Source organism: Christiangramia lutea (assembly GCF_022489035.1).
In the GTDB taxonomy this organism is placed as follows: domain Bacteria; phylum Bacteroidota; class Bacteroidia; order Flavobacteriales; family Flavobacteriaceae; genus Christiangramia; species Christiangramia lutea.
Genome location: NZ_JAKVTV010000001.1, coordinates 105,289 through 130,071, shown reverse-complemented (window position 1 = coordinate 130,071; position 24,783 = coordinate 105,289). Strand labels below are relative to the sequence as shown.

The following is a 24,783-nucleotide window of genomic DNA, read 5'->3' as shown; positions in this document are numbered from 1 at the left end:
ATACAGGTTTTTAGAATTTATTTAAAAAGTTATTTTTTTGTATAGATTTAATTCAACAAAAAAACCCTGCTGAAAATAGCAGGGTTCATCTGGAGAAGTATGAAAAAAATGCTTTAAAATGATTTCTCTGAATACAGGTTTTGGTTTTTAATTTTCTTCACATTCTTCAACGATTTAGGAATAAAGTTTGGGGGAATACCTAAATGTAACATATGCTCCTTTATATTTCTTTTTACACAATCTTCCATTTCTCCTAAGTTCACCCTATAGCAGGATTTTCTGATATATGTATTACCAGATCCAAAAATTTTTGAGGTGATATCAAGGTATATTTTTGCACCATCGATCCTGCTAGATAAATAATAATTGAATTTGATATCCCTAATATTCTGAAGAGGTTTTCCTTGCTGTTTCGGAAGATAGACGTCTTCTCCCAGTTTTTTATAACTCATAGCCTTAAATTTAGTGGTTAAGCAATTAAATATACCCTGAAATGAGTTTTGGGATTAACTCAAATGATTTTTACATGAATGCAAAACGTTGATTAATAAAAGTTTATGATATTTTAGGGTTTTGAATTATTCCTAATTACGGTGTGGAATATTACCTTTCTTATCCGTTTAATATCTTTAAAAGAAAAATATGAGCTTCAACAAGTTATTTCAGTTTCTAAGAAACCTCAATAAGAATAACCATAAAGAGTGGATGGACGAGCACAGAAAACAATACCACGAGGTGAGGGATTTTTATATTAAGTGGCTGAATGAAATGGATATAAAACTGGCAGCTGTAGATCCAGATTATTCCCCAACTACCGGGAAACAGGCTATAAACCGCATCAATAATAATTTACTGTTTCATCCTGATAAACCCATTTACAAAGATCATTTCGGTGCAGGCCTGGATAAGGAAAAGGGCAAAGGTGACTTTTACATTCATATTGGTATCAATGGTAGTTTTGTAGCCGGAGGATTCTATAAACCGAAAAAGCAGATTCTGGACAGTATTAGGGCGGCAATAGATTATAATGGAAATGAATTTAAAAAGATTCTGAGAGAAAAGTCTTTTAAGGAAACCTTTGGGGGACTCATGGAAGAAGAAAAATTAAAGACTGCCCCTAAAGGATATTCTCAAGACCATGAGCACATAGATCTTCTTAGAAATAAAAGCTTTGCGGTGATGCATGAACTTACCCAAAAAGAGATCATGGAAGATGATTTTCAGGAAAAGCTGGTTGATATTTATAAAAAAATGTTACCATTCAGAAATTATCTGAATCACGCGATAACTGTTTAAAATAAAAACATGGAATTAGAATCATTCATAAGGGACGTACAGGATTTTCCAAAGAAAGGTGTTAGTTATAAGGATATAACTCCACTTTTGCTTGATCCAAAAGCGATGCAACTTGCGGTGGGAATGTTTATAGATAACTTGCCACACACGAATATTGATAAGGTCGTAGGTATAGAGTCAAGAGGATTTTTCTTTGCCACTCTTCTGGCTGATAAGCTTAATGCGGGATTTATTCCGGTTCGTAAACCCGGAAAATTACCCCATAGGACCCACTCTGAGAATTATGAACTGGAATATGGAAGCGATACACTGGAAATACACGAAGATGCTATTAAAAAAGGAGAAAAGATTTTGCTTCACGATGATGTACTGGCCACAGGGGGTACTGCTGCAGCTACCTGTAAGCTGATAGAAAAATGCGGAGGAGAAATTGTGCAATGTAATTTTCTCGTGGAGCTAGGTTTTCTTAAAGGGGCCGATAGGATTTCAAAATACGATGTGTCGTCCTTAATAAAGTATTCCTAATCCAGCGAATTTTTGGTAACCCAAAGTTTCCAGCCTATAAGAGCCATTTGAATTTTGCTGGCTTTTCGTAGATCCAATTTCTGTTTAGAATAACTCGGTAAAAACTTCTTATTCAACTTGGATAAAAATTTAAAAAATTTCTTTTTCATGGTTGGTTGATTTAAACCAAAGATAAAGAAAGTATCAAAAAACCTGTCAACTATAAGATTGACAGGTTTTTTAATGGCATTCAAATTTTTTATTATTCCGAGGCTGAAATTGTAAGTCCACCCCCTGGTCTTAAGCCTACAAGAATATCTGGTATCCCATTCTCGTTGTTATATTGGGAATTAACCATGCTTTTACTATTATAAAACCTCACATTAATGTTGGTTATAATGCCATCTTCATTTCTTTTGATGTCCTTAAGTTCAAGGGTATATTGGGTTTTGGCTTTAACCTCATTCTTTAGTGCTTCGATCTGTTCTGGAGTAAAAGAATTTTTAATCTGAAAAATCGCTGCTTTGCTTTCTCCCGAGAATTCCTTGGTCTTTATTATAATCACTCCATTCTTAGCTTTATTTCCATATTCCTTGATCGCCATTCCACCCTTAAGAACATTTATAGAAGCAATTTCTTCAGGCTCGATTAGTTGGATATAATCTTTAGTTTGGATCTCTTCGTCAACCACGTAAATAGGCTCTGCTTCCTGTGTATTAATACTTATCTTATTTGAGTCATTGGAAATTCTACGAACCCTGACCTTATTTTTGTTCTTACCATTCTTTTTACCATCTGTTTTGAATTCATACACAATATTTTTATCTGAATTCCATTTCGGGCTCGAACTCCTTACTACATAGTGATTATTCATTGCGGGGGAGACTCTGACCTGGGCGTGATTTCCTCCCTGGAATATCCTTTGTTGCCGAGGAGCACTAGTAGAAGAATTAAGCCTTACATAATTTGGTTTTCCATATTCATCTACCATGATATATCTTCCTGAGAACTCGGTCCTTCCCTCAGCTTCGTCCATAACCTTATCAAAATTCCTGATTATATCTGCCTTCGGAATAATGATAGCACCATTTTCAGCATTATCACCATACTGGGAGACCGCTTTTTCACCGGTTAGTATCTTTGGTCTACTTTCCAAAGCGATGTATTTTCCTTTTAATTTTCTAGCCTTATAGCTTTTTCCATTTAGAACGTAGAGCAGATCCTTACCTAAGTTGGCTGAAGGATTTTCAGATCTTGGAGATTTTCTAAGGATCCAGTTTTCCTGAGGAGCTTCTTTAATTTCTATATTAACTTCTTCATTTGTTGCAAGCTCGTCATCGAGTTCGATTACTTCCTCAATTTCTAATTCCTCAACCCTTTCAGGAGCAGGCGCTTCTTTGATGTTTTTGGTCTCCTTGGTCTCAACTACCTGTGCTTCGGTTCTAACATTAAAAAGTAGCATGAAAGCAAGGATTAGGGGCATAACCAGGCCTAACTTCCATGCCGGACTTTGTGTTGATGATTTTTTGTTTAACATAAGAATTCGTTTTTTGATAAATGATTTATAAAAATGATTAGTGAGTGCCGGAGTAAAATCGGCTATTGAAACTTGTACCAGCGCATGCTGGTATTGCTTTAAATCGGCATTATTGTTAACCGTTTCGCGGTCTGCTATGAATTCCAGGTTCTGTTCAATAGCTTTTTTATAAAGCCATACTAAGGGGTTGAACCATATAATGCAAGTTGCTAAGTTCACAAATAAAATATCTGCTGAATGAAACTGCCTGGCATGAACTTTCTCATGTTCAAGAATTAGTTCCAGGTCCTTAATTGAATGTTTTTCCGGATTAAAGACCACGTAATTAAAAAACGAAAACGGTAATTTAGTATCTGAAGTTTTTAAATAATTAATGCCAGCTTTATTTTCAAACTTATGCGATAAAATTATTTTGAGAACAGAGCCAAATTGAAGGAAAAGTCTAAGTAGAAAAAAAACTGTAATTACCATATAAGTAATTCCGCCAATTTGCCACCAGTCAATCGTATTTTCCACAGGTATTTGATTGCTCACCCCAGTTTCTGTGATAAAATTATAGTTACTAGGGCTGGCCTCGATATAGACTTTCTTAGTAAAATAGATTAAAGGGAGTATCGCTGAAAAAAGCAATCCTGATAAAAGGAATTTTCTATTTAACTGAAAAGAAGTTTCTCTTTTTAGCAGTAAAACATAACTCAGATAAAAGATCGAGAGCAGGGCAGAGGCTTTAAAAAAATATATGAGCAAGCTTTCCATTATTTTTTTCCTTTTTCGATAATATCCAGTATCTCCCTTAGTTCATCTGCACTTATCTTTTCTTCCTTGGCGAAATAGGAGACTACATTTTTAAAAGAATTATCAAAGAATCTTTTAGTGGCCATATTCATGAATTGCTTCCGGTATTTCTCTTTGCTTACCAGCGGAAAATATTGATGTGTATTTCCGAAAGCTTTATGGGATACATAACCTTTCTCTTCGAGATTTCTTATGATCGTGGAAACTGTGTTGTAATGTAGCTTTTGATCCTTTAATTCTGGCAGAACCTCCTTCACGAAGGCTTTTTCGAGCTCCCAAAGGACTCGCATGATCTCCTCTTCTTTATTGGTAAGTTTTTCCATGGAAATATACTTTCTGTCTAATTATTTTCAAATATAACGAAAAAAATAGTTGATAAACTATAAAAGTAGTTGTTTTTTAATCTCGCTGATTTTTAAGGCATTTCTTCTATCTTCGCCAAAATTTGTTTTATGAGCATTGTTTATCTACTCGTTGGCTTTGTGTTGCTGGTAATAGGAGGGGAGTTCCTGGTGAGGTCATCAGTAGCTTTATCCTTGAAATTGAACATTTCCAGGATGGTGATTGGATTGACCGTAGTATCATTTGCTACCTCGGCGCCAGAATTACTGGTTAGTCTTCAGGCAGCTATTGATGGATTCTCAGATATTTCCTTGGGGAATGTGATTGGTTCTAATATCGCGAATATAGGTTTGGTGCTTGGCATAACGGCCATGGTTTCGCCACTTATGGTAGATCGTGACTTTTACCGAATTAACTGGCCCATAATGATGGTGTTTTCCATTGTTCTTTATTTTTTCCTTTTAAGTAATAATACACTCACAAGGATTGAAGGCGGTGCTTTGCTTTTAGGATTGGTGGTCTATCTATTTATTTTAATTAAACGTTCCAGAAGGAAAGATAATGTAATCGCAGAGGAAGTGGATGAATCACTTCGGGAAGTTACCGGTTTTAAAATGTCCATATGGTTAATAATTGGGATCTTTGCGCTTTGGGGAGGTTCTGAGCTTTTAGTTAAAGGTGCGGTAGATCTTGCTACCCAACTAGGTATTAGTGAGCGGGTGGTTTCTGTTACTGTAATTGCGGTTGGGACAAGTGTTCCTGAACTTGCAGCTTCATTGATCGCGGCAATAAAAAAGGAAAAGGCAATATCTTTAGGAAATCTTATAGGATCTAATATTTTCAATATCGCCTCGGTTCTAGGTCTTACAGCGTTAATAAAGCCTGTGGTAGTTCAATCCTCTAAAATACTTAGCAACGATATGTTTTGGATGCTGGGTATGGCCTTTATTTTGTTACCAATGTTGCTTATCCCAAAATATTCTGAGATGGGACGCAAAGAAGGCTTTGTTTTACTGGCGGGTTATTCAGTCTTTATCTTACTGGCTTTTATATAATCTTAAAAATTAAAGCTTTTTATCGACGGCCCTTAATTTTAATATCATCTTAGGTTTAAATATAAGCTCACACCGAACAAGATTCCACTGTTTAAATAAATTTTTTCCGGTAACCTTAATATTATCTGACTTTGATATAGATCTCTGGCCCTTCAGCTGGTATAATCCCTGAGTTGATTTATCGAAGCCTGTTATATGGTTTAGCTTCCAACCTTAAACTCAGATTACCCATTAGTAGATTTTATATAAAGGTAAAGCTGAAGAGGATTTTTTGGTTAAATATTAATTTAATCTTAAACCCCTTTATAAATAGGGGTGTGAAATTATAAAAAGGAGTTAAATTTTGAGGATACCCCTTTTAAATAGGGGTAAAATAAAATTTTAGCAATTTTTAAGCTTTAAATTTTCAAATTTTCAATGTAGAAATCCTATATTCGCACCTTCAAGCCGTCTAACTATTTGATCGACGGCTTTCTATTATTTTTTAGAAGAGTGATTAAGACGAAAACACAACTTAAATATTATATATGTCAACTTTAAGATTTCAAGCTTTAAAAGAAACTTTAAACCGAAAAGCTGTCAAGGTAGATGAACCTGCAAGAAGGTCTGAGATCTTCTCCAGTAATGTATTCAACGAGACTGTAATGAGACAGTTTCTAACGAAAGAAGCTTATGAAAATGTGACCGAAGCTATGCGTACGGGTAAGAAAATAGACCGAAACGTAGCCGATCATATTTCTACCGGAATGAAAGAATGGGCGATCTCTAAAGGAGTTACCCACTATACGCACTGGTTTCAGCCTCTAACTGGTGCTACTGCTGAAAAGCACGATTCATTCTTTGAGCCTCTCGGAGAAGGTCTTGCTATTGAAAAGTTTGGTGGAGGGCAGTTAGTACAACAGGAGCCTGATGCTTCCAGTTTTCCTAACGGAGGAATTAGAAATACTTTTGAAGCTAGAGGTTATACGGCATGGGATCCTACTTCTCCGGCATTTATCTGGGGAACAACTTTATGCATCCCGACTGTATTCGTAGCCTACACAGGTGAGGCGCTGGATAATAAAACTCCATTGTTAAGAGCGCTTCAGGCAGTTGATAGTGCTGCTACGAACGTTGCAAAATATTTTGATAAAAATGTAAAGAAAGTAAATGCTACTCTGGGATGGGAGCAGGAATATTTTCTTATCGATTCAGCTCTTGTAGCTTCAAGACCTGATATAACTCTTACGGGAAGAACTCTTCTTGGACACTCTCCGGCAAAAGGGCAGCAGTTAGATGATCACTACTTTGGTTCTATTCCTTCAAGAGCAATCGCTTTTATGATGGATCTTGAGATAGAATGTATGAAACTGGGTATTCCGGTTAAAACCCGTCACAACGAGGTTGCTCCTAACCAGTTCGAGCTTGCTCCAATTTTTGAAGAGGCCAACCTTGCAGTAGATCACAATTCATTAATTATGGATGTGATGAAGAAGGTAGGGGAAAGACATAACCTTGCCGTATTAATGCATGAGAAACCTTTCGCTGGTATTAACGGTAGTGGTAAGCATAATAACTGGTCACTTGCTACAGATACCGGTACAAACTTATTATCTCCTGGTTCAACTCCAATGAAGAACCTTCAGTTCCTTACTTTCTTCGTAAACACCATTAAAGCTGTTTACGATCATGAAGAATTATTAAGAGCTGCTATTGCTAGTGCATCGAATGATCACCGTTTAGGTGCTAACGAGGCGCCACCGGCAATACTTTCAGTATTTATAGGTTCCCAGTTGACCAAAGTTCTTGATGAACTTGAAAAAGTGACAAATGGAAAACTTTCTCCACAGGAGAAAACTGAACTTAAATTAAATGTAGTAGGTAAGATCCCGGAAATTCTACTTGATAATACAGACAGAAACCGTACCTCTCCTTTCGCCTTCACAGGAAATAAATTCGAATTCCGTGCGGTTGGTTCACTTGCGAACTGTGCCGGAGCAATGACCGTATTGAATAGTATCGTTGCTAAGCAGCTGAAAGACTTTAAAGTTGAGGTTGATAAGCTTATCAAGGATAAGAAAATGAAGAAGGACGATGCGATCTTTAATGTGCTTAGAGAATACATCAAGAAGTCTAAAAAGATCCGTTTCGAAGGTGATGGATATGGTGAAGCCTGGGAGAAGGAAGCTGAAAAACGTGGATTGAGCAATAACAGAACTACTCCACAGGCTCTTAAAGCTCAGGTAAGCAAACAAACCAAATCTCTTTATAAAGAGCTTGAGGTTATGAACGAGACCGAGATCGAGGCTCGTCATGAAATTGAACTTGAGGAGTATGCAATGAGAATCCAGATCGAAGGTCGTATCCTTGGAGATATTGCCAGAAATCATGTGATCCCAACGGCTATTCGTTACCAGAATATTTTAATTAAGAATGTAACCGGACTTAAGTCTATTTATGGTGATGAATTCGCAAGACATGCGAAGGAGCAATTAGAGATCATTGAAAGTATTTCTGCTCATATTGCCAGCATCAATTCTAACGTGAACGCGATGATCGAGGCGAGAAAAGTAGCTAATAAGATCGAAGATGCTGAGAAGAAAGCATTTGCTTACTGCGATGATGTGAAGCCATTCTTTGAAGAGATAAGGTATCACTGTGATAAACTTGAATTATTGGTAGATGACGAACTTTGGCCATTGACCAAATACAGAGAAATGTTATTTACTAAATAAGTTTCTGTTAAACTGAAAATTAAATAGCCACGCCAAAAGCGTGGCTTTTTTCTTTTAAAACATCTCGATTATTTACCAGAAATATTTAAACTAATTATCTTTGAAACCTCTAATAAAAAGTCATGAGTAAAGAAGTAAGTAAGCGATATTCAGGAAGAGGTGTTTCCGCAGGGAAAGAAGATGTGCATAATGCCATTAAAAATGTAGATAAAGGCCTTTTTCCAAAGGCTTTTTGCAAGATCGTTCCAGATCATCTAACCGGAAGTGAAGATCACTGTCTCATTATGCATGCCGACGGTGCAGGAACCAAATCATCACTGGCTTATATGTACTGGAAAGAGACCGGAGATATTTCGGTTTGGAAGGGAATTGCCCAGGATGCGCTTATTATGAACATAGACGACTTGCTTTGTGTGGGTGCTACAGATAATATTCTGCTTTCTTCAACCATTGGCAGAAATAAAAATCTGATCCCAGGAGAGGTGATCTCTGCAATCATTAACGGTACCGAAGAACTAATCTCTGAACTTAAGGATTTTGGTGTGGAAATTCATTCCACCGGAGGAGAAACTGCCGATGTTGGAGACCTTGTGCGTACGATCATTGTAGATTCTACGGTTACGGCGAGAATGGCTAAAAAAGATGTTATTGATAATGCCAATATTAAACCCGGGAATGTAATTGTTGGACTGGCTTCATTTGGGAAGGCTAGTTACGAAAAGGAATATAACGGAGGCATGGGAAGTAATGGCCTGACATCTGCTCGTCACGATGTATTTTCTAAAGTTCTTGCTGAAAAATTCCCTGAAAGTTTTGATAGCTCTATTCCTGAAGATCTTGTTTATTCAGGAAATAAAAAGTTAACCGATGAGGTTCAGGATAGTCCAATCGACGCTGGAAAGCTTGTGCTTTCTCCAACCAGGACTTATGCGCCAATTATCAAGAAAATCCTAAAGTATATTGGGAATGAAAAGATAGATGGGATGGTTCACTGTAGCGGTGGTGCACAAACCAAGATTCTTCATTTTATAGAGCAAAATCATATTTTCAAAGATGATCTTTTTGATACTCCGCCACTTTTCAAATTAATCCAGGAGGAAAGTAAGACTGATTGGAAAGAGATGTACCAGGTATTCAATATGGGGCACCGTATGGAGCTATATGTAGATGAAAGTATAGCTGCAGAAATTATCGAAATTTCAAGATCTTTCAATGTGGATGCAAAGATAATAGGTAGGGTAGAAGCTTCAGAAACTAAGAAACTTACCATTAAAAGTTCTCACGGTACTTTTGAATACTAAAATACAGCATAGCCAATCTCCTTCAGTTTTTCAGGATCCTTTATCTCTTTAGAACAACCATCCTGAATAAAATAAAGATCATCGGTAATTTCCAGAAGATGCCTGTATAAATGATCGGTTAGGATGATGGCTTTATTTTTTTTCTCCAGAACTAACTCTTTTTTTATGATCTCAATATTTAAAGGACTTAAATGAGTAAAAGGTTCATCAAGCAATATAAGATTGGAATCAGATTTTAGAGTTAGCCAGATGGAAATAACTCTTTTTTCACCACCTGAAAGTTCGCTCATTTTGGACTTTCTGTAATTCTTGAAATCAGGGAACTTGCTTAGAAAACCAGACCATGAAACTTTATAAATTCTAAATAATCGGTTAAGAGAAATATTATTAGGTAAAAGATCATTTTGAGGTAGAAATTTCACCTTTTCGAAGGTATAAAGGTCTTTTAAAGTACTTTTTTGATCAATGCGTACCAGTTTATTGTTGCATTTGAGATTTCCGAAGAATATCCTCAAAAGACTCGTTTTGCCACATCCATTAGAACCAAGTATACCGGTGATCTTTCCGGTTTCAGCTTTTATGTAGACTCCATAAAGCACGTCTTTCCCTGAAAAACTTAATTCAACATTGTCGAGTTCAAAAATCATAGCAAGGCAGGGAATTTAAAAACGAGGATACTTAAGCATAGGTCAAAAATGATACAATACAGGAATAATATTAGAGGTGTAAGTTTAAAATTCCTGTAAAACAGAAGAGCATCTTTAGTACTGAAAAACCGCTGGTATAGAAAAATGAAACTTATTAGCAGAATCTTGATGAAAATGATCGCTTCAAATGGATACTTCAGAAATGCCAATATTAAACTCAGGAATAATGATGTTATCAATAACTTTCTATAGAAATGAAATGATAATTGAAGCCGGAGGATTAATTCTTGAAAAAAGATCATATATGGTCTCAATTTAGGAAAATTACCTGTTAAATAACCTAGGTGAGGTCAGGTCTTTTGACTCTTTGAAAACCAGACTTTTAATTTTTGCGTAGGTGTTTTAACCAATCAAACTAAAAATGTTACCTAGGAATTTTTTAGCAGTAATAACTGCCATCTTGCTACTGGCTAACTTCTATATTATAGTTGCCTTCGATCTGGAATTAAGTCGTTGGGCAAGATTAATTAGTACAACTGTTTTTTTATTTATTCTTCTCTTTAAGAGGATTGAAAACAGGAAAATGCTGGCTGCCTTTATTTTTTTATGGATTTCAGATTTCGGACTTTTCCAGTATGAAGATCCCTTCGTAAATAGTGGAACTTTCCTGATGAGGATTACCTCGTATTTACTTCTGGTATTAGTTGTAACACCAGAATTGCAAAAACTTAAAGCCAATCTGTTTCAGAAATTGATCTTTATTACAGTGTTCACCCTTAATCTTGCAATGTTGCAAATGTTGGTGGGAATGGTGCCAGATAGGTTTGTTTATCCGGGATTGAATATACTTTTCTATATCTATGGATTTTCAATGATCTCTATGGTGATCGCCGCGATCTCCTATAGCAACAGGTATTCAGATAAGACTTCATTTTATTATACGGCAGCAACGTTGTGCCTGGTATTTTCAGACATTAGCTCTTTTATTGCCTATTATCTTGAGTTCTATGAATTTTATTTTCCAGACAGGATCTTCTATATACTTGGCCTGGCCGGGCTTATAAAATTCATTACCATGGGTCGCAGTCATAAGGCTGTAGCAGAATTGGAAAGCCTTTAAAGCTTTATCTGAGATTTCAGGCAAATTATCGTAAATTTGCTATCCTAAAATCTGTAGCATTATATGATTGAGAAACTTAATATCGTAAAACAGCGGTTTGACGAAGTGAACGATTTGATAATTCAGCCGGATGTTATTTCAGACCAGAAGCGATATATTGAACTAAATAAAGAGTACAAAGACCTTCGGGCTTTGATGGACGAGCGTGAGAAATACATCAGCTTGACCGATAATATTAAAGAAGCAGAAGAGATCATCTCAGACGGGAGCGATCCTGAAATGACTGAAATGGCAAAACTTCAGCTTGAAGAAGCTAAAGAGCAGCTTCCAGAACTTGAGGAAAAGATAAGAATGATGCTTATTCCCAAGGATCCGGAAGATGCTAAGAACGTGGTTATTGAAATTCGTGCCGGAACCGGAGGGGATGAGGCAAGTATCTTTGCTGGTGACCTATACCGAATGTATACCAAATATGTTGAAAGCAAAGGCTGGAGCCATAATATAGTAGATTTTAGTGAAGGGACCAGTGGTGGTTTCAAGGAGATGATATTTGAAGTTTCCGGGGAAGATGTTTACGGTACCATGAAGTTTGAAGCCGGAGTTCACCGTGTCCAGCGTGTTCCGCAAACCGAGACTCAGGGAAGAGTACATACTTCAGCTGCAACCGTGATGGTATTGCCAGAGGCCGAAGAATTTGATGTGGAGATCGACCCGAAAGATGTAAGAATAGATTATTTCTGTTCATCAGGCCCTGGAGGTCAGTCGGTGAACACGACTTATTCCGCAGTACGTTTAACGCACGAACCAACCGGATTGGTGGCTCAATGTCAGGATCAAAAATCTCAGCATAAGAACAAGGAAAAAGCTTTCCGTGTACTCCGTTCAAGATTATATGAAATGGAGCTTGCCAAAAAAATGGAAGCCGATGCCGCTAAAAGAAATTCCATGGTTTCCAGTGGTGACCGTAGTGCGAAGATCAGGACTTATAATTACGCGCAGAGTCGTGTTACCGACCATAGGATAAATTTAACCCTGTATGATCTTTCCAATATCATTAATGGTGATATCCAGAAGATCATTGATGAACTTCAGTTAGCTGAAAATACAGAAAAACTGAAGGAGAATTCAGATATGCTTTAATTAGGAGTTAGATTTAAGAATTAAGAAATTAGATGTTAGATTTTTTCAGAAGGTTTTAAAATGTAATTTAAAAATTTTATTTTCTGATAACTGATAACTGATAACTGATAACTGATAACTGATAACTGATAACTGATAACTGATAACTGATAACTGATAACTGATAACTGATAACTGATAACTGATAACTGATAACTGATAACTGATAACTGAATAATGACTGCACAGGAATTAACCGAACAAATCTTCAAGAAGAAATCTTTTTTATGTGTAGGACTGGATACCGATCTGGATAGAATTCCTACCTATTTGCTTTCTGAAAAGGATCCTGTGTTCAGTTTTAATAAGGCTATCATTGATGCTACTCATGAATATTGCGTGGCTTATAAGCCCAATATCGCATTTTACGAGGCACTTGGTGTAGATGGTTGGAAATCCCTAAAAAAGACCATCGATTATCTGCATTCAGATTACCCGGAAATTTACACTATCGCAGATGCTAAACGCGGGGATATTGGAAATACTTCAAGAATGTATGCCAAGGCTTTCTTTGATGACCTTGGGTTTGATTCGGTTACTGTAGCGCCTTATATGGGAAAGGACTCCGTTGAACCTTTTCTGGAATTTAACAATAAGCATACGATTTTGCTTGCTCTTACCTCAAATGAAGGCGCTTTTGATTTTCAAACTTTGAAGACAAATGATGAAGATCTTTACAAAAAGGTGATCAAAACTTCAAAAGAATGGAACAATTCTGAAAACCTGATGTATGTGGTTGGAGCTACCAAAGCGGAATATCTTGCTGATATCAGAAAGATAATTCCTGAAAGTTTTTTACTGGTTCCGGGAGTGGGAGCCCAGGGAGGTAGCCTGGAAGAGGTATGCAAGTATGGTATCACCAAGAACGTCGGGCTCCTTGTTAATTCTTCACGTAAGATTATTTATGCCTCAGATTCTTCAAACTTCGCAGAGATCGCGGCAGCTAAAGCCGAAGCTATGCAGGTGCAGATGGCGGAAGAACTCGAAAAATTGTAAACAATGTCTATAGAATTTCAGGATCAGTTAGGTAGAAAAATTGAACTGAAAGAATTCCCAAAAAGGATAATTTCCCTGGTGCCCAGCCAGACCGAACTTTTAGTTGATCTTGGACTGGAAGAATACATTGTTGGAATCACTCATTATTGTGTGCATCCTGAATATTTGAAAAAGGTCAAAACCAGTGTTGGTGGCACAAAGAAGGTGAACATGAGAAAGCTTCGCGACCTTGAACCTGATATTATTCTTTGCAATAAAGAAGAGAATACAAAGGAAATGGTACAGGAACTGGAGAAAGTTGCTCCAGTGCACGTGTCAGAAGTTAAAACTTTGCATGACGCTTATCATTTAATGGAAGATTATGGTAAGATCTTTCATTGTGAAGAACTAGCAGAAGTCATGATCAATTCCATGGCTAAAAAAGCCGAAAACTTAAAACATTTGGTAAAAGATCTACCTAAGCGTAAGGTGGTGTATTTTATTTGGAACAAACCATTAATGGCAGCCGGTCAGGGGACCTTTATAAATGAAATGCTCCAATTGAATAATTTTGAAAATTTTCTGTTAGAAGAGAGATATCCTGAAACGAATTTCAAGGAGTTGATGAAGTCTAAGATTGATATTTGTCTTTTATCCACTGAACCTTTCCCATTTACAAAAGATCATAAAAAGGACTTCAAGAAAATATCTGAAAAAGTGGAATTGGTAAACGGTGAGTATTTTAGTTGGTATGGAAGCAGGCTCTTAGAAGCTATGGAATATTTTAAGCGACTTCACTCCTAGATTCTACCAGATCACAATCCATTCTTCTTAATTCTGCAAGAATTTTCTTTGCTCTGCTATTCAACTGATCGCTCTTCTCCTTGTCTGTAAGTGCAAGTTTGTAAGATCGATGCATTAATCTTGAATACTTCTCACAAAGTTTTTCTTCCCTGGTTTTATTATCAAAAATTCTAAACATGCTAAATAGTAATCTTTTCTTTCGTCATTAATCATTTCATCTTGTACAAAGCTACAGTCATAAAGCTTTATAGTTTGATAACACGTAGTTAAGTTTGTTTTAAAATACCTTCGGAATCAGAATGATAATGTTAAAATATTAGGGTCTGTAGGAAAATTTGGCGGAATCCTGAAGCGCAAATACTCGTTGTAAAAGATTTGTGGTTCTTGCAGATACCTTATTCCTTATTTCCTTTTCCTCCTCAGCGATCATAAAGAAAACTCCGTTTAGAGCCTCATTAGTTACATAATCTGGAAGGTCTGGATTCACATTAGAAGTGATAGGAAGCGAATTATATTTTTGGATAATATTTTTCCATACCTGGGTAGCACCCACCTTATCCAGTGAATTGCTGATAATAGGATTGAACCTGGAATATAATTCCTGTTCAGTTTTGTTATTCAAATACACCGTTGCAGCATCCTCTGAACCTAAAAGGATGTTTCTTGCATCGGTGAATGTGATTTGGGTCACAGCGTCAGCGAAAACCGGGATAGCTTCACTCACGGCATCTTCGGCAGCACGGTTTAGTATTTTTAATCCTTCATCTGCCAGTGCGTCCAGACCAACATCTCTTAGGGTTTTGTCTACCTTTTGAAGTTCAGGCGGAAGCCCGATCCTCACCAGATCATTGCTGAAAAAACCATCTTCCTTGGCCAGTTTTGTGACCTCTTTATCGATTCCAAATTGCAATGCCTGCTTTAAGCCATTATTGATCTCAGAATCGCTAACCCTATAACCGCCATTAGGAAGCTGGGTGGCAATTTGTTGTAATTCTGCACAAGAAGAAAAAATTAATAAACCGGCAAGAGCAATGATTTTTTTCATAATTCGAATTTGCTCAAATATAAAAGCTAAAATTTTAACGCAGCATGGCAAAAAGTTATAAAAAGATTAAAACAATCTTTTTCTATTCCAGGAATCGAAAACCTAACTTTCCGATTGATTAATTACCTAAAAATTGAATTATGTCCGAAAAAAAGAAATTAACAACTGCGTCGGGCAGACCTTATGTTGAAAATGAAGATTCTTTAAGCGTAGGAAGACGCGGACCTTTATTGTTGGAAGACTATGTGCTGCACGAAAAAATGGCTCATTTTAACAGGGAGAGAATCCCTGAAAGGGTTGTTCATGCCAATGGTTCAGGCGCCTTCGGTACTTTTACTGTTACCAATGATATTACCAAGTACACCAGAGCTAAAATGTTTTCAGAAGTTGGAAAAAAGACCGATATGCTCGCTCGTTTTTCTACTGTTGGAGGTGAAAAAGGCTCGGCTGATAGTGATCGTGATCCTCGGGGTTTTGCATTGAAATTCTATACAGAAGAAGGAAACTGGGATCTCGTTGGAAATAATACACCGGTGTTTTTTATAAAAGACCCTAAGAAATTTGGTGATTTTATCCATACTCAGAAAAGGCATCCTTTTACCAATATGAAATCCCAGACCATGCGTTGGGATTACTGGTCATTGAACCCAGAATCCCTGCACCAGGTGCTTATTTTGATGAGCGACCGGGGAACACCTTATGGATACCGGCATATGAATGGCTATGGATCTCATACTTTTTCCATGATCAATGCGAAGGATGAACGTTTTTATGTCAAATTCCACTTTAAGACAGACCAGGGAATTAAGAATTTCACCGATGAGGAAGCCACAGAGATGGCCGGGAAAAACCCGGATATTTCTCAGCAGGACCTTATTGAGCATATCGAAAAGGGAGATTATCCATCCTGGACTTTGAAGATCCAGGTGATGCCTCAAGAGGAAGCTAAGAATTACAAATGGAATCCTTTCGATCTTACTAAAGTATGGCCTCATGGAGATTATCCATTGATCGAGGTTGGTAAGATGGAATTGAATAAAAACGCCGACAATTATTTTGCACAGATCGAGCAATCGGCTTTTGCACCGGCTCATGTCGTTGATGGAATAAGCTATTCACCCGATAAAATGCTTCAGGGTAGATTGTTATCATATCCAGATGCACACAGGTATAGGCTTGGTGCTAACTATGAGCAAATTCCGGTGAACCGTTGTCCTTACCAGGTAAATAATTATCAAAGAGACGGCTTTATGAGGGTAGATGGTAATCATGGAAGAGCTGAAAATTATTTTCCTAACAGTTTCGACGACATAAGCATAGACCAGGATCACAAATTGAAAGCACCTGAGGTGAAAGATGACGAAGCCGCATGGTATGATAGAAATGATCCTGCTGCCGGAGATGATGACCATTATACTCAGCCAGGTAATCTATACCGACTCATGAGCGATCAGGCTAAAACCAACCTGGTAAACAATACGGTTGGATCGATGAGCCAGATAGATGGTGAGAAAAAAGAAGAAATTACCATGAGACAATTGTGTCACTGGTTCAGAGCCGATCCTGAATTGGGATCGAGAATTGCAGATGGTTTAGGTGTAGAAATAGACCAAAGCATGTTTGCAAAAGCCTAAAAAGTGGCTTCAAAATAATCAATAAAAAAGTCATCTTACTAAAGGTGACTTTTTTAATTTCTATAAGGTTCTAAAAATCTCTTTTTCATTGCGATTTTCGTAAATTGCCAGTCCAAATTTTAGATAGTATTAAAAATGGAACAACAAACTCCCTATAAACCTAAAAATAAAATAAGAATTGTAACGGCCGCTTCACTTTTTGATGGTCACGATGCAGCGATAAATATCATGCGACGTATCATTCAGGCCACAGGTGTTGAAGTGATTCATCTGGGCCACGACAGAAGCGTGGAAGAAGTAGTGAACTGTGCCATTCAGGAAGATGCACAGGCAATTGCAATGACATCTTATCAAGGTGGCCATACCGAGTATTTTAAATATATGTATGACCTGCTTCAGGAGAAAGGTGCAGGGCACATCAAGATCTTCGGAGGTGGAGGAGGAGTGATCCTTCCGGAAGAGATCAAGGAATTAATGGATTACGGGATAGACCGTATCTATTCTCCAGATGATGGAAGAGAAATGGGCTTGCAGGGAATGATCAATGATATGATCAAAAATGTAGATAATGAAGTTCCATGTCTTCAGGATCCTGAAAAACTAAAGGAAAACCTCAAAAATAAGAATGTTAATACTATTTCTCGTTTGATTTCCTTAGCTGAAAATCGTCACGACGAATTCGATAAATTATTTGATAAATCTTTATCTGAAAATATTTCTACGCCAGTATTGGGAATTACCGGAACCGGTGGATCCGGAAAATCAAGTCTGGTTGATGAGCTGGTTAGAAGGTTTCTAATGGACTTTCCTGAAAAACATATCGGGATCGTTTCGGTAGACCCTTCCAAGAAAAAAACTGGCGGGGCTTTGTTGGGAGATAGGATTCGTATGAATTCTATTAACCACAAAAGAGTGTATATGCGTTCCCTGGCGACCAGACAGGCGAACCTCGCGCTTTCTAAACACGTTGCTGAAGCCGTTGAGGTCTTAAAAGCTTCTGGTTTCGATCTTATTATTCTGGAAACTTCAGGAATCGGGCAGAGTGATACAGAGATTCTGGATCATTCAGATGTTTCGTTATATGTAATGACTCCTGAATTTGGAGCGGCGACTCAGTTGGAAAAGATCGATATGCTGGATTTTGCTGATCTTGTGGCGATCAATAAATTCGATAAAAGAGGAGCTCAGGATGCGCTTAGGGATGTGAAAAAACAGTATCAGCGTAATCATCAATTATGGCATGAAGATGCTGAAAAACTGCCGGTTTTTGGAACTATTGCTTCACAGTTCAACGATCCTGGAATGAATACCCTTTATAAGAGTATTATGGATACCGTAGAGGAAAAAACCAAATCTGGATTGTCTTCAACTTTCGAAATTTCGAAGGAAATGAGCGAGAAGATCTTTGTAATTCCGCCAAAACGAACCAGGTATCTTTCTGAAATCGCTGAAAATAACCGTAGTTACGATGAAAAAGCGAGATCCCAGGTTGAGGTGGCCCAAAGACTCTACGGAATTTATAAGACCATAGAAACGGTCGCAGAAATCAAAACCGAGTTTGGAAAAGATCAGCATAAATATTTAGATAAAAATGGGATCGGTCAGGATGAGATCTATGAGTACACCGATGATTCTCAGAAAGATTTTCTAAAGCTTCTATTTGCTGAATTCGATAAAGTAAAAATGGATCTTGATCCATATAACTGGGAAATGATCCTGGCCTGGAATGAAAAAGTAACTAAATACAAAGAACCTATTTACAGTTTCAAGGTTCGTGACAAAGAGATAAAAATTGAAACTCATACGGAATCACTTTCTCATACACAGATCCCGAAAGTGGCACTTCCAAAATATAAAGCCTGGGGTGATATCCTGGGTTGGTGCCTTCAGGAAAATGTTCCGGGAGAGTTTCCGTATACTGCGGGACTCTATCCATTCAAAAGAACCGGAGAGGATCCAACCAGGATGTTTGCTGGAGAAGGAGGTCCGGAAAGAACCAACAGGCGTTTTCATTATGTAAGTCAGGGACTTCCGGCAAAACGTCTATCTACAGCCTTCGATTCTGTTACCCTTTATGGAAATGATCCAGATCATCGACCTGATATTTATGGTAAAATTGGTAATTCCGGAGTTTCAATTTGCTGCCTGGATGATGCCAAGAAGTTATATTCAGGCTTCGACCTGGCCGATGCCATGACCTCGGTGAGTATGACCATTAATGGTCCGGCTCCTATGTTGCTCGGGTTCTTTATGAACGCGGCCATAGACCAGAATTGTGAGAAATATATTAAGGAGAATAAACTTGAAGATAAAGTTGAGGCTAAACTAAAGGAGCTTTACGATGATAACGACATTGATAGACCTTCTTATAAAGGTGAACTTCCAGAAGGGAATAACGGCCTTGGTTTAATGTTGTTAGGCGTTACCGGAGACCAGGTTCTGCCGAAAGATGTTTACGAAAAGATAAAAGCCGAAACCATAAGTGTAGTTCGAGGTACCGTACAGGCTGATATTCTGAAGGAAGATCAGGCACAAAATACCTGTATCTTTTCTACGGAATTTGCTTTGAGACTGATGGGTGATGTTCAGGAATATTTTATTGATGAGAAAGTTCGAAACTTCTATTCGGTTTCTATTTCCGGTTATCATATCGCCGAAGCAGGGGCGAATCCAATTACCCAGCTTGCATTTACCTTGGCCAACGGTTTCACCTACGTAGAATATTACCTGAGTAGGGGAATGGATATAAATAAATTCGGACCGAATTTATCCTTTTTCTTCTCTAACGGAGTAGATCCGGAATATGCGGTAATTGGTCGTGTGGCCAGGAGAATATGGTCTAAAGCTTTAAAGCATAAATACGGAGCAAACCCAAGAGCCCAAATGCTGAAATATCATATTCAGACTTCTGGGCGTTCGTTGCACGCTCAGGAGATCGATTTTAATGATATTAGAACCACTCTTCAGGCTCTATATGCGATCTATGACAACTGTAATTCGCTTCATACGAATGCTTATGATGAGGCAATTACCACACCTACGGAAGCATCCGTAAGGCGTGCGATGGCTATTCAGCTTATCATCAACAAGGAATTAGGTCTTGCCAAAAATGAGAATCCTATTCAGGGATCTTTCATTATTGAAGAACTGACAGACCTGGTTGAGGAAGCTGTTCTAACGGAATTCGACCGCATTACCGAAAGAGGTGGAGTGCTTGGTGCTATGGAAACCATGTATCAGCGAGGTAAGATCCAGGAAGAGAGTCTTTATTATGAGACGCTGAAGCATAATGGTGATTACCCAATTATCGGGGTTAATACTTTTCTAAGTTCAGAAGGTTCGCCAACAGTGACTCCAGGTGAGGTGATTAGAGCAACTAAGCAAGAAAAGGAAAATCAGATAAAAACACTGGAAACTCTTCATGAAGCCAAAGAATCCAAAGCTGATGCTGCACTTGAGAGAATTCAGAAAGCAGCAGTGAACAACGAGAATCTTTTCGAGGAACTAATGGAAGCGACGAAAGTTTGTTCCTTAGGGCAGATCACTCATGCTTTATTTGAAGTAGGAGGGCAGTACCGAAGAAATATGTAAGCAGGTCGCCGGCTTTTCAGAAGTAAATGAGAAGCTGGCATGCTGTTTATTAGATATTATAAAAAAACCGGATCCATTGGAACCGGTTTTTTTTCTTCAATTGAATTCAGTCTTATAGGGATATTCTCCAGGACCTCTGTAACATCCTGAATTTTTGAATTTCTTTGCGTAGAACGATTAGAAAATCTCTTCCGTTACTGCTAACATATTCCAGCCTTTCGCAACTTTTGTGTAATCTTTCTGTAAGTCTGCTTACACTGGCGACATATTGCATCCTTGAATCCTGAAAAAATTCAGTTTCTGCTTTTTGAATATTCGCGATCAAGGAATGAGAATTTCTAATGATATCACCGGTAAAATAGATGCGTTTATCTTCTGTTCCGTTCTCATTTAAAGTGGCCAGATCAGGAATTAAATAATCTGAAATTCTGCGGGAAATCTGCATGATCTCCTGAGCCTTAAAATATAAAGCTGAATTCCTATTATTATCTTTTCCTGTAAAATATTTCACTAGCAAATTTTCTACTAATTTACTAAGCCCTTAGATTACTTTACTTTAAAATTTAAAGTCAGAAATCTAATTTAAATTAATAATTAAATATATTTGGTTTTAAAACTTTAATAAAACGTGGATAAACTTAACTGGGCCATCCTGGAAGAATTACAAAAAAATGCTAGAATTTCTTTTTCAGAAATCGGCAGAAAAATCGGCCTTACTTCACCAGCAGTAACAGAAAGAGTTCGGAAAATGGAAGATATGGGTATTATTGATTCCTATAAGGTAAATCTTTCGCATCAGAAGATAGGCTACCAGCTTAGGGCCATAATTACGTTAAGAGCATTTACAGGTAGGTTAAAAGCATTTCTGGAAACGGTAAAGGATTATAAGGAAGTTGTGAATTGTTATCGCATAACCGGGAATGAAAATATTATTATGGAAGTAATCCTGAGGGACCAGGTGCATCTAGAAAAGTTAATAGATAAACTTATTACCTATGGCGAAACCAGAACCCATATCGTTTTATCAAATATTGTGAAGGATGGTCCGGTTAAGAAAAATATATAATAAGAAAGATATATAATTTGAATAGGGTCAATGCCTGCCGCTACTCAAGAACTATTACTGATCATTCTGTAATAGATTGTTAAAAATAATTGTTCAAAGGCTGAATATTAACAACTGGTTACCAGGTTGTTTTGTTTTAGTTAAATTCAGATTAATTGTAATTTTCTTAGGAGTTTCACGTCTAATCTGTACTTAAATTTGCTTTAAAATTTGAAAGTAAAAATCGAGTTATGAAGAAGAAGGCGTTATTATTTCTAGTTCTTGCATTAATTACAGGATTGATTGGATTTACCGGATTATCGTTTTCAGGTATTGAGGTAGTGCGAGTAATGTTCCTGATTTTTGCAGATTTACTGATCATTTCTCTTATGGCTAAACTGTTTTTTCCCGACAAGCCGAAATTGAAATATCAGCCAGTAAAGAAAGACTAAAATTGTAAACCAATAAAAGAAACTGGCCTCAGGTAATTCCTGGGGCTTTTTTTATGGAATACTTTATGCAGCAATTTATATCTTTAAGTCTATTCTTTTTAATTTATGAAAAAACTACTATTCACGGTTATTGCGTTATTTCTCTGGATCAATTTAAACGCCCAGGAGTATAGAATCTTTAAAGGTGGTGTGACAGATTCACTTCCAATTCCAGGTAGCCAGGGTGATACTTATTGTATCTATGTACCCAAAGATTATACACCAGAAAAAAACTGGCCATTAATTTTCGTTTTCGATCCTAAGGGGCGTGGAGCTACTACTGCTAACCTGTTCAAACTGGCAGCCGAAAATCAAAAATATATGGTTGCCTCTTCAAATATCAAGCTGAAGGAAGAGCCATTAGACAGTATTGTGAATACAGCCACTTCAATGATAAATGCCGTGCTGCAGGCATTCCCGGTAGACGAGAAACTTGTTTATACTGCGGGAATGGGCGAAGGAGCTCAAATAGGATCTGCCCTGCCGTTATTATATAAGGACCTGGCCGGTGTGCTTGCTGTAGGTAATTCATTTGTAAACCCGCAATATCTAAATAAGAACAATCCATACATGTTCATAGGTATTGCCGGAAACAAAGATTATATGGTCTATGAAATGGAGAACTATCTTAGGTTTTTTGACGATCTTGATTTTCCAACCGATGTGTATTACTTCGATGGAAAGGAAGATGAATGGCCTGAAGCAAAAGTTATTTCTAATGCTATAACTGGTTTTACCCTGCAAGCTATAAAGGAAGGAAATCGACAAAAGGATAAACAGTTTATTAAGAGTCTATTTGAATCTGAACTAGAATACGCTGAGACTTTACGAAGAACCAGAAATTATTATGAGGCTTATGAAAAGTTAGACCGAATGGAGGATAAATATGAAGATTTCGGTTTCGAGGATGCCATAAAAGAAAAGCAAAAGGAGATTAAGAAAATAAAGGGGTACAGGTCACAAAAGAGTGATTTCAACAGGGCGATATCATATGAAAAGGAACAACAAGAGGAATATGAATATTTGTTGCGCTCAGATATTATGACCAATAATTTTCAGAATATAGGATGGTGGGCATACCAGGTAGATGAACTGGAAAAATTAAAAGAAGGTGATAACGAGGCCAAATCTAATATGGCTTATCGTTTACTGGGTTATTTAGATTTTGTTACCAAGAGAGAATATGACAAGATAATGGAAGCTAATGTTCCTATCGATATCAAAATATTTATAAGTGTCCTTAGGACTGCTATCAATAAAGAAGATCCGGAGGCATATTTAAATATTATTTCTCTGGCGGCTGCAGATGGAGACCAGGAAACGGCATTGTTGTACCTGGAAGATCTTTTAAAACTGGGATATTCAGATATGGAAGCTCTATATAGTATAGAAGGAGCACTAGAACTTCAATTTACCAGGGAATACAACAAGATTGTCAAGGAATATCTTGGCGAGTCTAAGTTCTTCAATGAAGAACCAAATTAATCAGTCTCCCTGTTCAAAAATTTTTGCAGAATAAATAACAGGATACAGGCAAATAAGGCCAATGCCATCATAAAATACCAGGTAAAATCGAATCCGAAATTATCTATTAGCTGCATACCCGAGTTATGCCCAAAAATATGACTGATAGAAAAGGCTATGCTGTAAAGAGCCATATAAGAACCTCGTTTTTTTCCGTCAGATCTATTTAAGGCAAAGCTGTTTGAAAATGGAAAACCTATCATTTCACCTATAGTTACCAGAAGCATACCAATAACCAGGATTCCCACCCAGTTACTGAGGTTAATTACCAAAAAGCTAATTCCGGTTAAAACTGTTCCCAGAATCACATAGTAGATGGCCGTATGTCTTCGGTTTTCCATGAACTTGATTAGGGGCATTTCAAATAGGAAGATGGTTAGACCATTCAAACCTAATAAAAGCCCTATTTCAAATTCATCCAGCTTATGATGTTCAGCATAATACAACGGCATGGTCGAAAAATACTGAATGAAAATAAAGCCAAAAATCACCATGGTAAAAATGAAAATCAGGTAAAGCCTATCGCTCATGGCAGATTTGGCATTTACCACGATATCTTCTGGCTCAGGGATAGATCTTTTAGGATGTAAAAGCTTAAGCAGTAAAATCCCTGCAGCCAGGCAGGTTATACCGTCTACCCAGAATAGTCCGCTATAGCCCGCGGTTGCAATAATGAGACCTCCAACCGCAGGTCCTGCTGAAAACCCGAGGTTAATAGCCAGCCTTATTAAAGTTACAGACCTGGTTCTGTTTTCCGGTTTACTGTAGGCGCTAATGGCCACAAATACTGCGGGCCTGAAAATATCAGCAACCGTCATCACCAGGTAGATCCCGAGGCATATGGGCCAAAAAGATTCAGGGAATTGAAGCAGCACGAATAATATTGACGAAACGATCAAACTGATGGCCATGGTTCTGTAATGACCAATCTTATCGGTCATTTTACCACCAAGCCATGAACCAGTCACCGATCCCAGGCCAAAAAAAGTAAGTATCCATCCAACCTCTTCAAGGGTAAATCCTCTGTTTTTGGTAAGATATAAGGATAGAAATGGAATAACCATGGTTCCGGCTCGGTTGATCAGGGTAATTAATGCCAGAAGCCATATCTCTTTTCTTAATCCCCCAAAGGAACCAAAATATGATTTTAGTAAGTTATTCATGAATGCTGATAAGTGACCAAA

The 24,783-nt window shown here is 37.5% G+C and carries 23 protein-coding genes; 15 read left to right on the top strand and 8 right to left on the bottom strand.

The annotated features are described in order from the left end of the window. Positions 1-113: 113 nt before the first annotated feature. A complete protein-coding gene (locus tag ML462_RS00645) occupies positions 114-452 on the bottom strand; it encodes a hypothetical protein (protein ID WP_240711800.1) in 339 nt (112 codons plus the stop codon). A 190-nt stretch (positions 453-642) separates the two neighbouring features. On the opposite strand from ML462_RS00645, the gene ML462_RS00640 reads away from it, so the two are divergent. Both ML462_RS00640 and ML462_RS00635 read left to right on the top strand, forming a co-directional pair. Beyond that, a complete protein-coding gene (locus ML462_RS00640) occupies positions 643-1,296 on the top strand; it encodes a DUF2461 domain-containing protein (RefSeq protein WP_240711799.1) in 654 nt (217 codons plus the stop codon). Positions 1,297-1,305: 9 nt separating this feature from the next. Then, complete coding sequence (locus ML462_RS00635) at positions 1,306-1,821, top strand: adenine phosphoribosyltransferase (protein ID WP_240711798.1); 516 nt, start codon at positions 1,306-1,308, stop codon at positions 1,819-1,821. A 241-nt stretch (positions 1,822-2,062) separates the two neighbouring features. Here the strand turns inward: ML462_RS00635 and ML462_RS00625 are convergent, their stop codons facing one another. After that, positions 2,063-3,853: a M56 family metallopeptidase gene (locus ML462_RS00625; RefSeq protein WP_240711796.1), complete on the bottom strand. Its 1,791-nt coding sequence runs from the start codon at positions 3,851-3,853 to the stop codon at positions 2,063-2,065. A 239-nt stretch (positions 3,854-4,092) separates the two neighbouring features. Further along, complete coding sequence (locus tag ML462_RS00620; RefSeq protein ID WP_240711795.1) at positions 4,093-4,455, bottom strand: BlaI/MecI/CopY family transcriptional regulator; 363 nt, start codon at positions 4,453-4,455, stop codon at positions 4,093-4,095. Between the two features lie 129 nt (positions 4,456-4,584). Between ML462_RS00620 and ML462_RS00615 the strand changes: the two genes are divergently transcribed. The 3 genes from ML462_RS00615 to ML462_RS00605 all read left to right on the top strand — a co-directional run bounded on the left by ML462_RS00615 (position 4,585) and on the right by ML462_RS00605 (position 9,544). Beyond that, the gene (locus ML462_RS00615; RefSeq protein ID WP_240711794.1) at positions 4,585-5,529 is read left to right on the top strand and encodes a calcium/sodium antiporter; all 945 of its coding nucleotides are present in this window, start codon (positions 4,585-4,587) and stop codon (positions 5,527-5,529) included. 527 nt (positions 5,530-6,056) lie between these two features. Beyond that, the gene (locus ML462_RS00610; RefSeq protein ID WP_240711793.1) at positions 6,057-8,243 is read left to right on the top strand and encodes a glutamine synthetase III family protein; all 2,187 of its coding nucleotides are present in this window, start codon (positions 6,057-6,059) and stop codon (positions 8,241-8,243) included. A 122-nt stretch (positions 8,244-8,365) separates the two neighbouring features. Next, on the top strand, positions 8,366-9,544 hold the full coding sequence (locus ML462_RS00605; protein WP_240711792.1) for an AIR synthase related protein: 1,179 nt from the start codon (positions 8,366-8,368) through the stop codon (positions 9,542-9,544). Here the strand turns inward: ML462_RS00605 and ML462_RS00600 are convergent. Next, a complete protein-coding gene (locus ML462_RS00600) occupies positions 9,541-10,191 on the bottom strand; it encodes an ATP-binding cassette domain-containing protein (protein WP_240711791.1) in 651 nt (216 codons plus the stop codon). The genes ML462_RS00605 and ML462_RS00600 overlap by 4 nt on opposite strands. A gap of 187 nt (positions 10,192-10,378) precedes the next feature. On the opposite strand from ML462_RS00600, the gene ML462_RS16035 reads away from it, so the two are divergent. From ML462_RS16035 to ML462_RS00580, 5 genes are all read left to right on the top strand, one after another. Further along, positions 10,379-10,510, top strand: coding sequence for a hypothetical protein (locus tag ML462_RS16035; RefSeq protein ID WP_262914718.1), 132 nt, complete (start codon positions 10,379-10,381; stop codon positions 10,508-10,510). Between the two features lie 102 nt (positions 10,511-10,612). After that, a complete protein-coding gene (locus tag ML462_RS00595; RefSeq protein WP_240711790.1) occupies positions 10,613-11,311 on the top strand; it encodes a lysoplasmalogenase family protein in 699 nt (232 codons plus the stop codon). A gap of 63 nt (positions 11,312-11,374) precedes the next feature. Further along, positions 11,375-12,451 carry a peptide chain release factor 1 gene (gene prfA, locus ML462_RS00590; protein ID WP_240711789.1) on the top strand — a complete coding sequence of 359 codons (1,077 nt, stop codon included), beginning with the start codon at positions 11,375-11,377 and terminating at the stop codon, positions 12,449-12,451. 216 nt (positions 12,452-12,667) lie between these two features. Further along, the gene (gene pyrF / locus ML462_RS00585; RefSeq protein WP_240711788.1) at positions 12,668-13,486 is read left to right on the top strand and encodes an orotidine-5'-phosphate decarboxylase; all 819 of its coding nucleotides are present in this window, start codon (positions 12,668-12,670) and stop codon (positions 13,484-13,486) included. A 3-nt stretch (positions 13,487-13,489) separates the two neighbouring features. Continuing rightward, complete coding sequence (locus ML462_RS00580) at positions 13,490-14,269, top strand: ABC transporter substrate-binding protein (RefSeq protein WP_262914717.1); 780 nt, start codon at positions 13,490-13,492, stop codon at positions 14,267-14,269. On the opposite strand, the gene ML462_RS00575 is transcribed toward ML462_RS00580, so the two are convergent. Together ML462_RS00575 and ML462_RS00570 are read right to left on the bottom strand one after the other, a co-directional pair. Beyond that, positions 14,250-14,447: a Lacal_2735 family protein gene (locus tag ML462_RS00575; protein WP_240711787.1), complete on the bottom strand. Its 198-nt coding sequence runs from the start codon at positions 14,445-14,447 to the stop codon at positions 14,250-14,252. The two genes, ML462_RS00580 and ML462_RS00575, sit on opposite strands and share 20 nt — an antisense overlap. A gap of 138 nt (positions 14,448-14,585) precedes the next feature. Further along, complete coding sequence (locus tag ML462_RS00570; protein WP_240711786.1) at positions 14,586-15,314, bottom strand: DUF4197 domain-containing protein; 729 nt, start codon at positions 15,312-15,314, stop codon at positions 14,586-14,588. 140 nt (positions 15,315-15,454) lie between these two features. On the opposite strand from ML462_RS00570, the gene ML462_RS00565 reads away from it, so the two are divergent. Together ML462_RS00565 and ML462_RS00560 are read left to right on the top strand one after the other, a co-directional pair. After that, positions 15,455-16,948 (top strand): catalase, encoded by a 1,494-nt coding sequence (locus tag ML462_RS00565; protein WP_240711785.1) that lies wholly within the window; start codon positions 15,455-15,457, stop codon positions 16,946-16,948. 135 nt (positions 16,949-17,083) lie between these two features. Next, on the top strand, positions 17,084-20,539 hold the full coding sequence (locus tag ML462_RS00560; RefSeq protein WP_240711784.1) for a methylmalonyl-CoA mutase family protein: 3,456 nt from the start codon (positions 17,084-17,086) through the stop codon (positions 20,537-20,539). Between the two features lie 112 nt (positions 20,540-20,651). Here the strand turns inward: ML462_RS00560 and ML462_RS00555 are convergent, their stop codons facing one another. Next, positions 20,652-21,050 carry a hypothetical protein gene (locus tag ML462_RS00555; RefSeq protein ID WP_240711783.1) on the bottom strand — a complete coding sequence of 133 codons (399 nt, stop codon included), beginning with the start codon at positions 21,048-21,050 and terminating at the stop codon, positions 20,652-20,654. A gap of 117 nt (positions 21,051-21,167) precedes the next feature. Between ML462_RS00555 and ML462_RS00550 the strand changes: the two genes are divergently transcribed. The 3 genes from ML462_RS00550 (at position 21,168) to ML462_RS00540 (ending at position 23,560) form a co-directional block, all read left to right on the top strand. Continuing rightward, positions 21,168-21,605, top strand: a complete 438-nt coding sequence (locus ML462_RS00550; RefSeq protein ID WP_240711782.1) for an Lrp/AsnC family transcriptional regulator — start codon at positions 21,168-21,170, stop codon at positions 21,603-21,605. 230 nt (positions 21,606-21,835) lie between these two features. Continuing rightward, positions 21,836-22,036, top strand: a complete 201-nt coding sequence (locus ML462_RS00545; protein WP_240711781.1) for a DUF1328 domain-containing protein — start codon at positions 21,836-21,838, stop codon at positions 22,034-22,036. A 105-nt stretch (positions 22,037-22,141) separates the two neighbouring features. Next, a complete protein-coding gene (locus ML462_RS00540) occupies positions 22,142-23,560 on the top strand; it encodes a hypothetical protein (RefSeq protein WP_240711780.1) in 1,419 nt (472 codons plus the stop codon). On the opposite strand, the gene ML462_RS00535 is transcribed toward ML462_RS00540, so the two are convergent. Continuing rightward, a complete protein-coding gene (locus tag ML462_RS00535; RefSeq protein ID WP_240711779.1) occupies positions 23,557-24,762 on the bottom strand; it encodes an MDR family MFS transporter in 1,206 nt (401 codons plus the stop codon). The two genes, ML462_RS00540 and ML462_RS00535, sit on opposite strands and share 4 nt — an antisense overlap. Between the last annotated feature and the right edge of the window lie 21 nt (positions 24,763-24,783).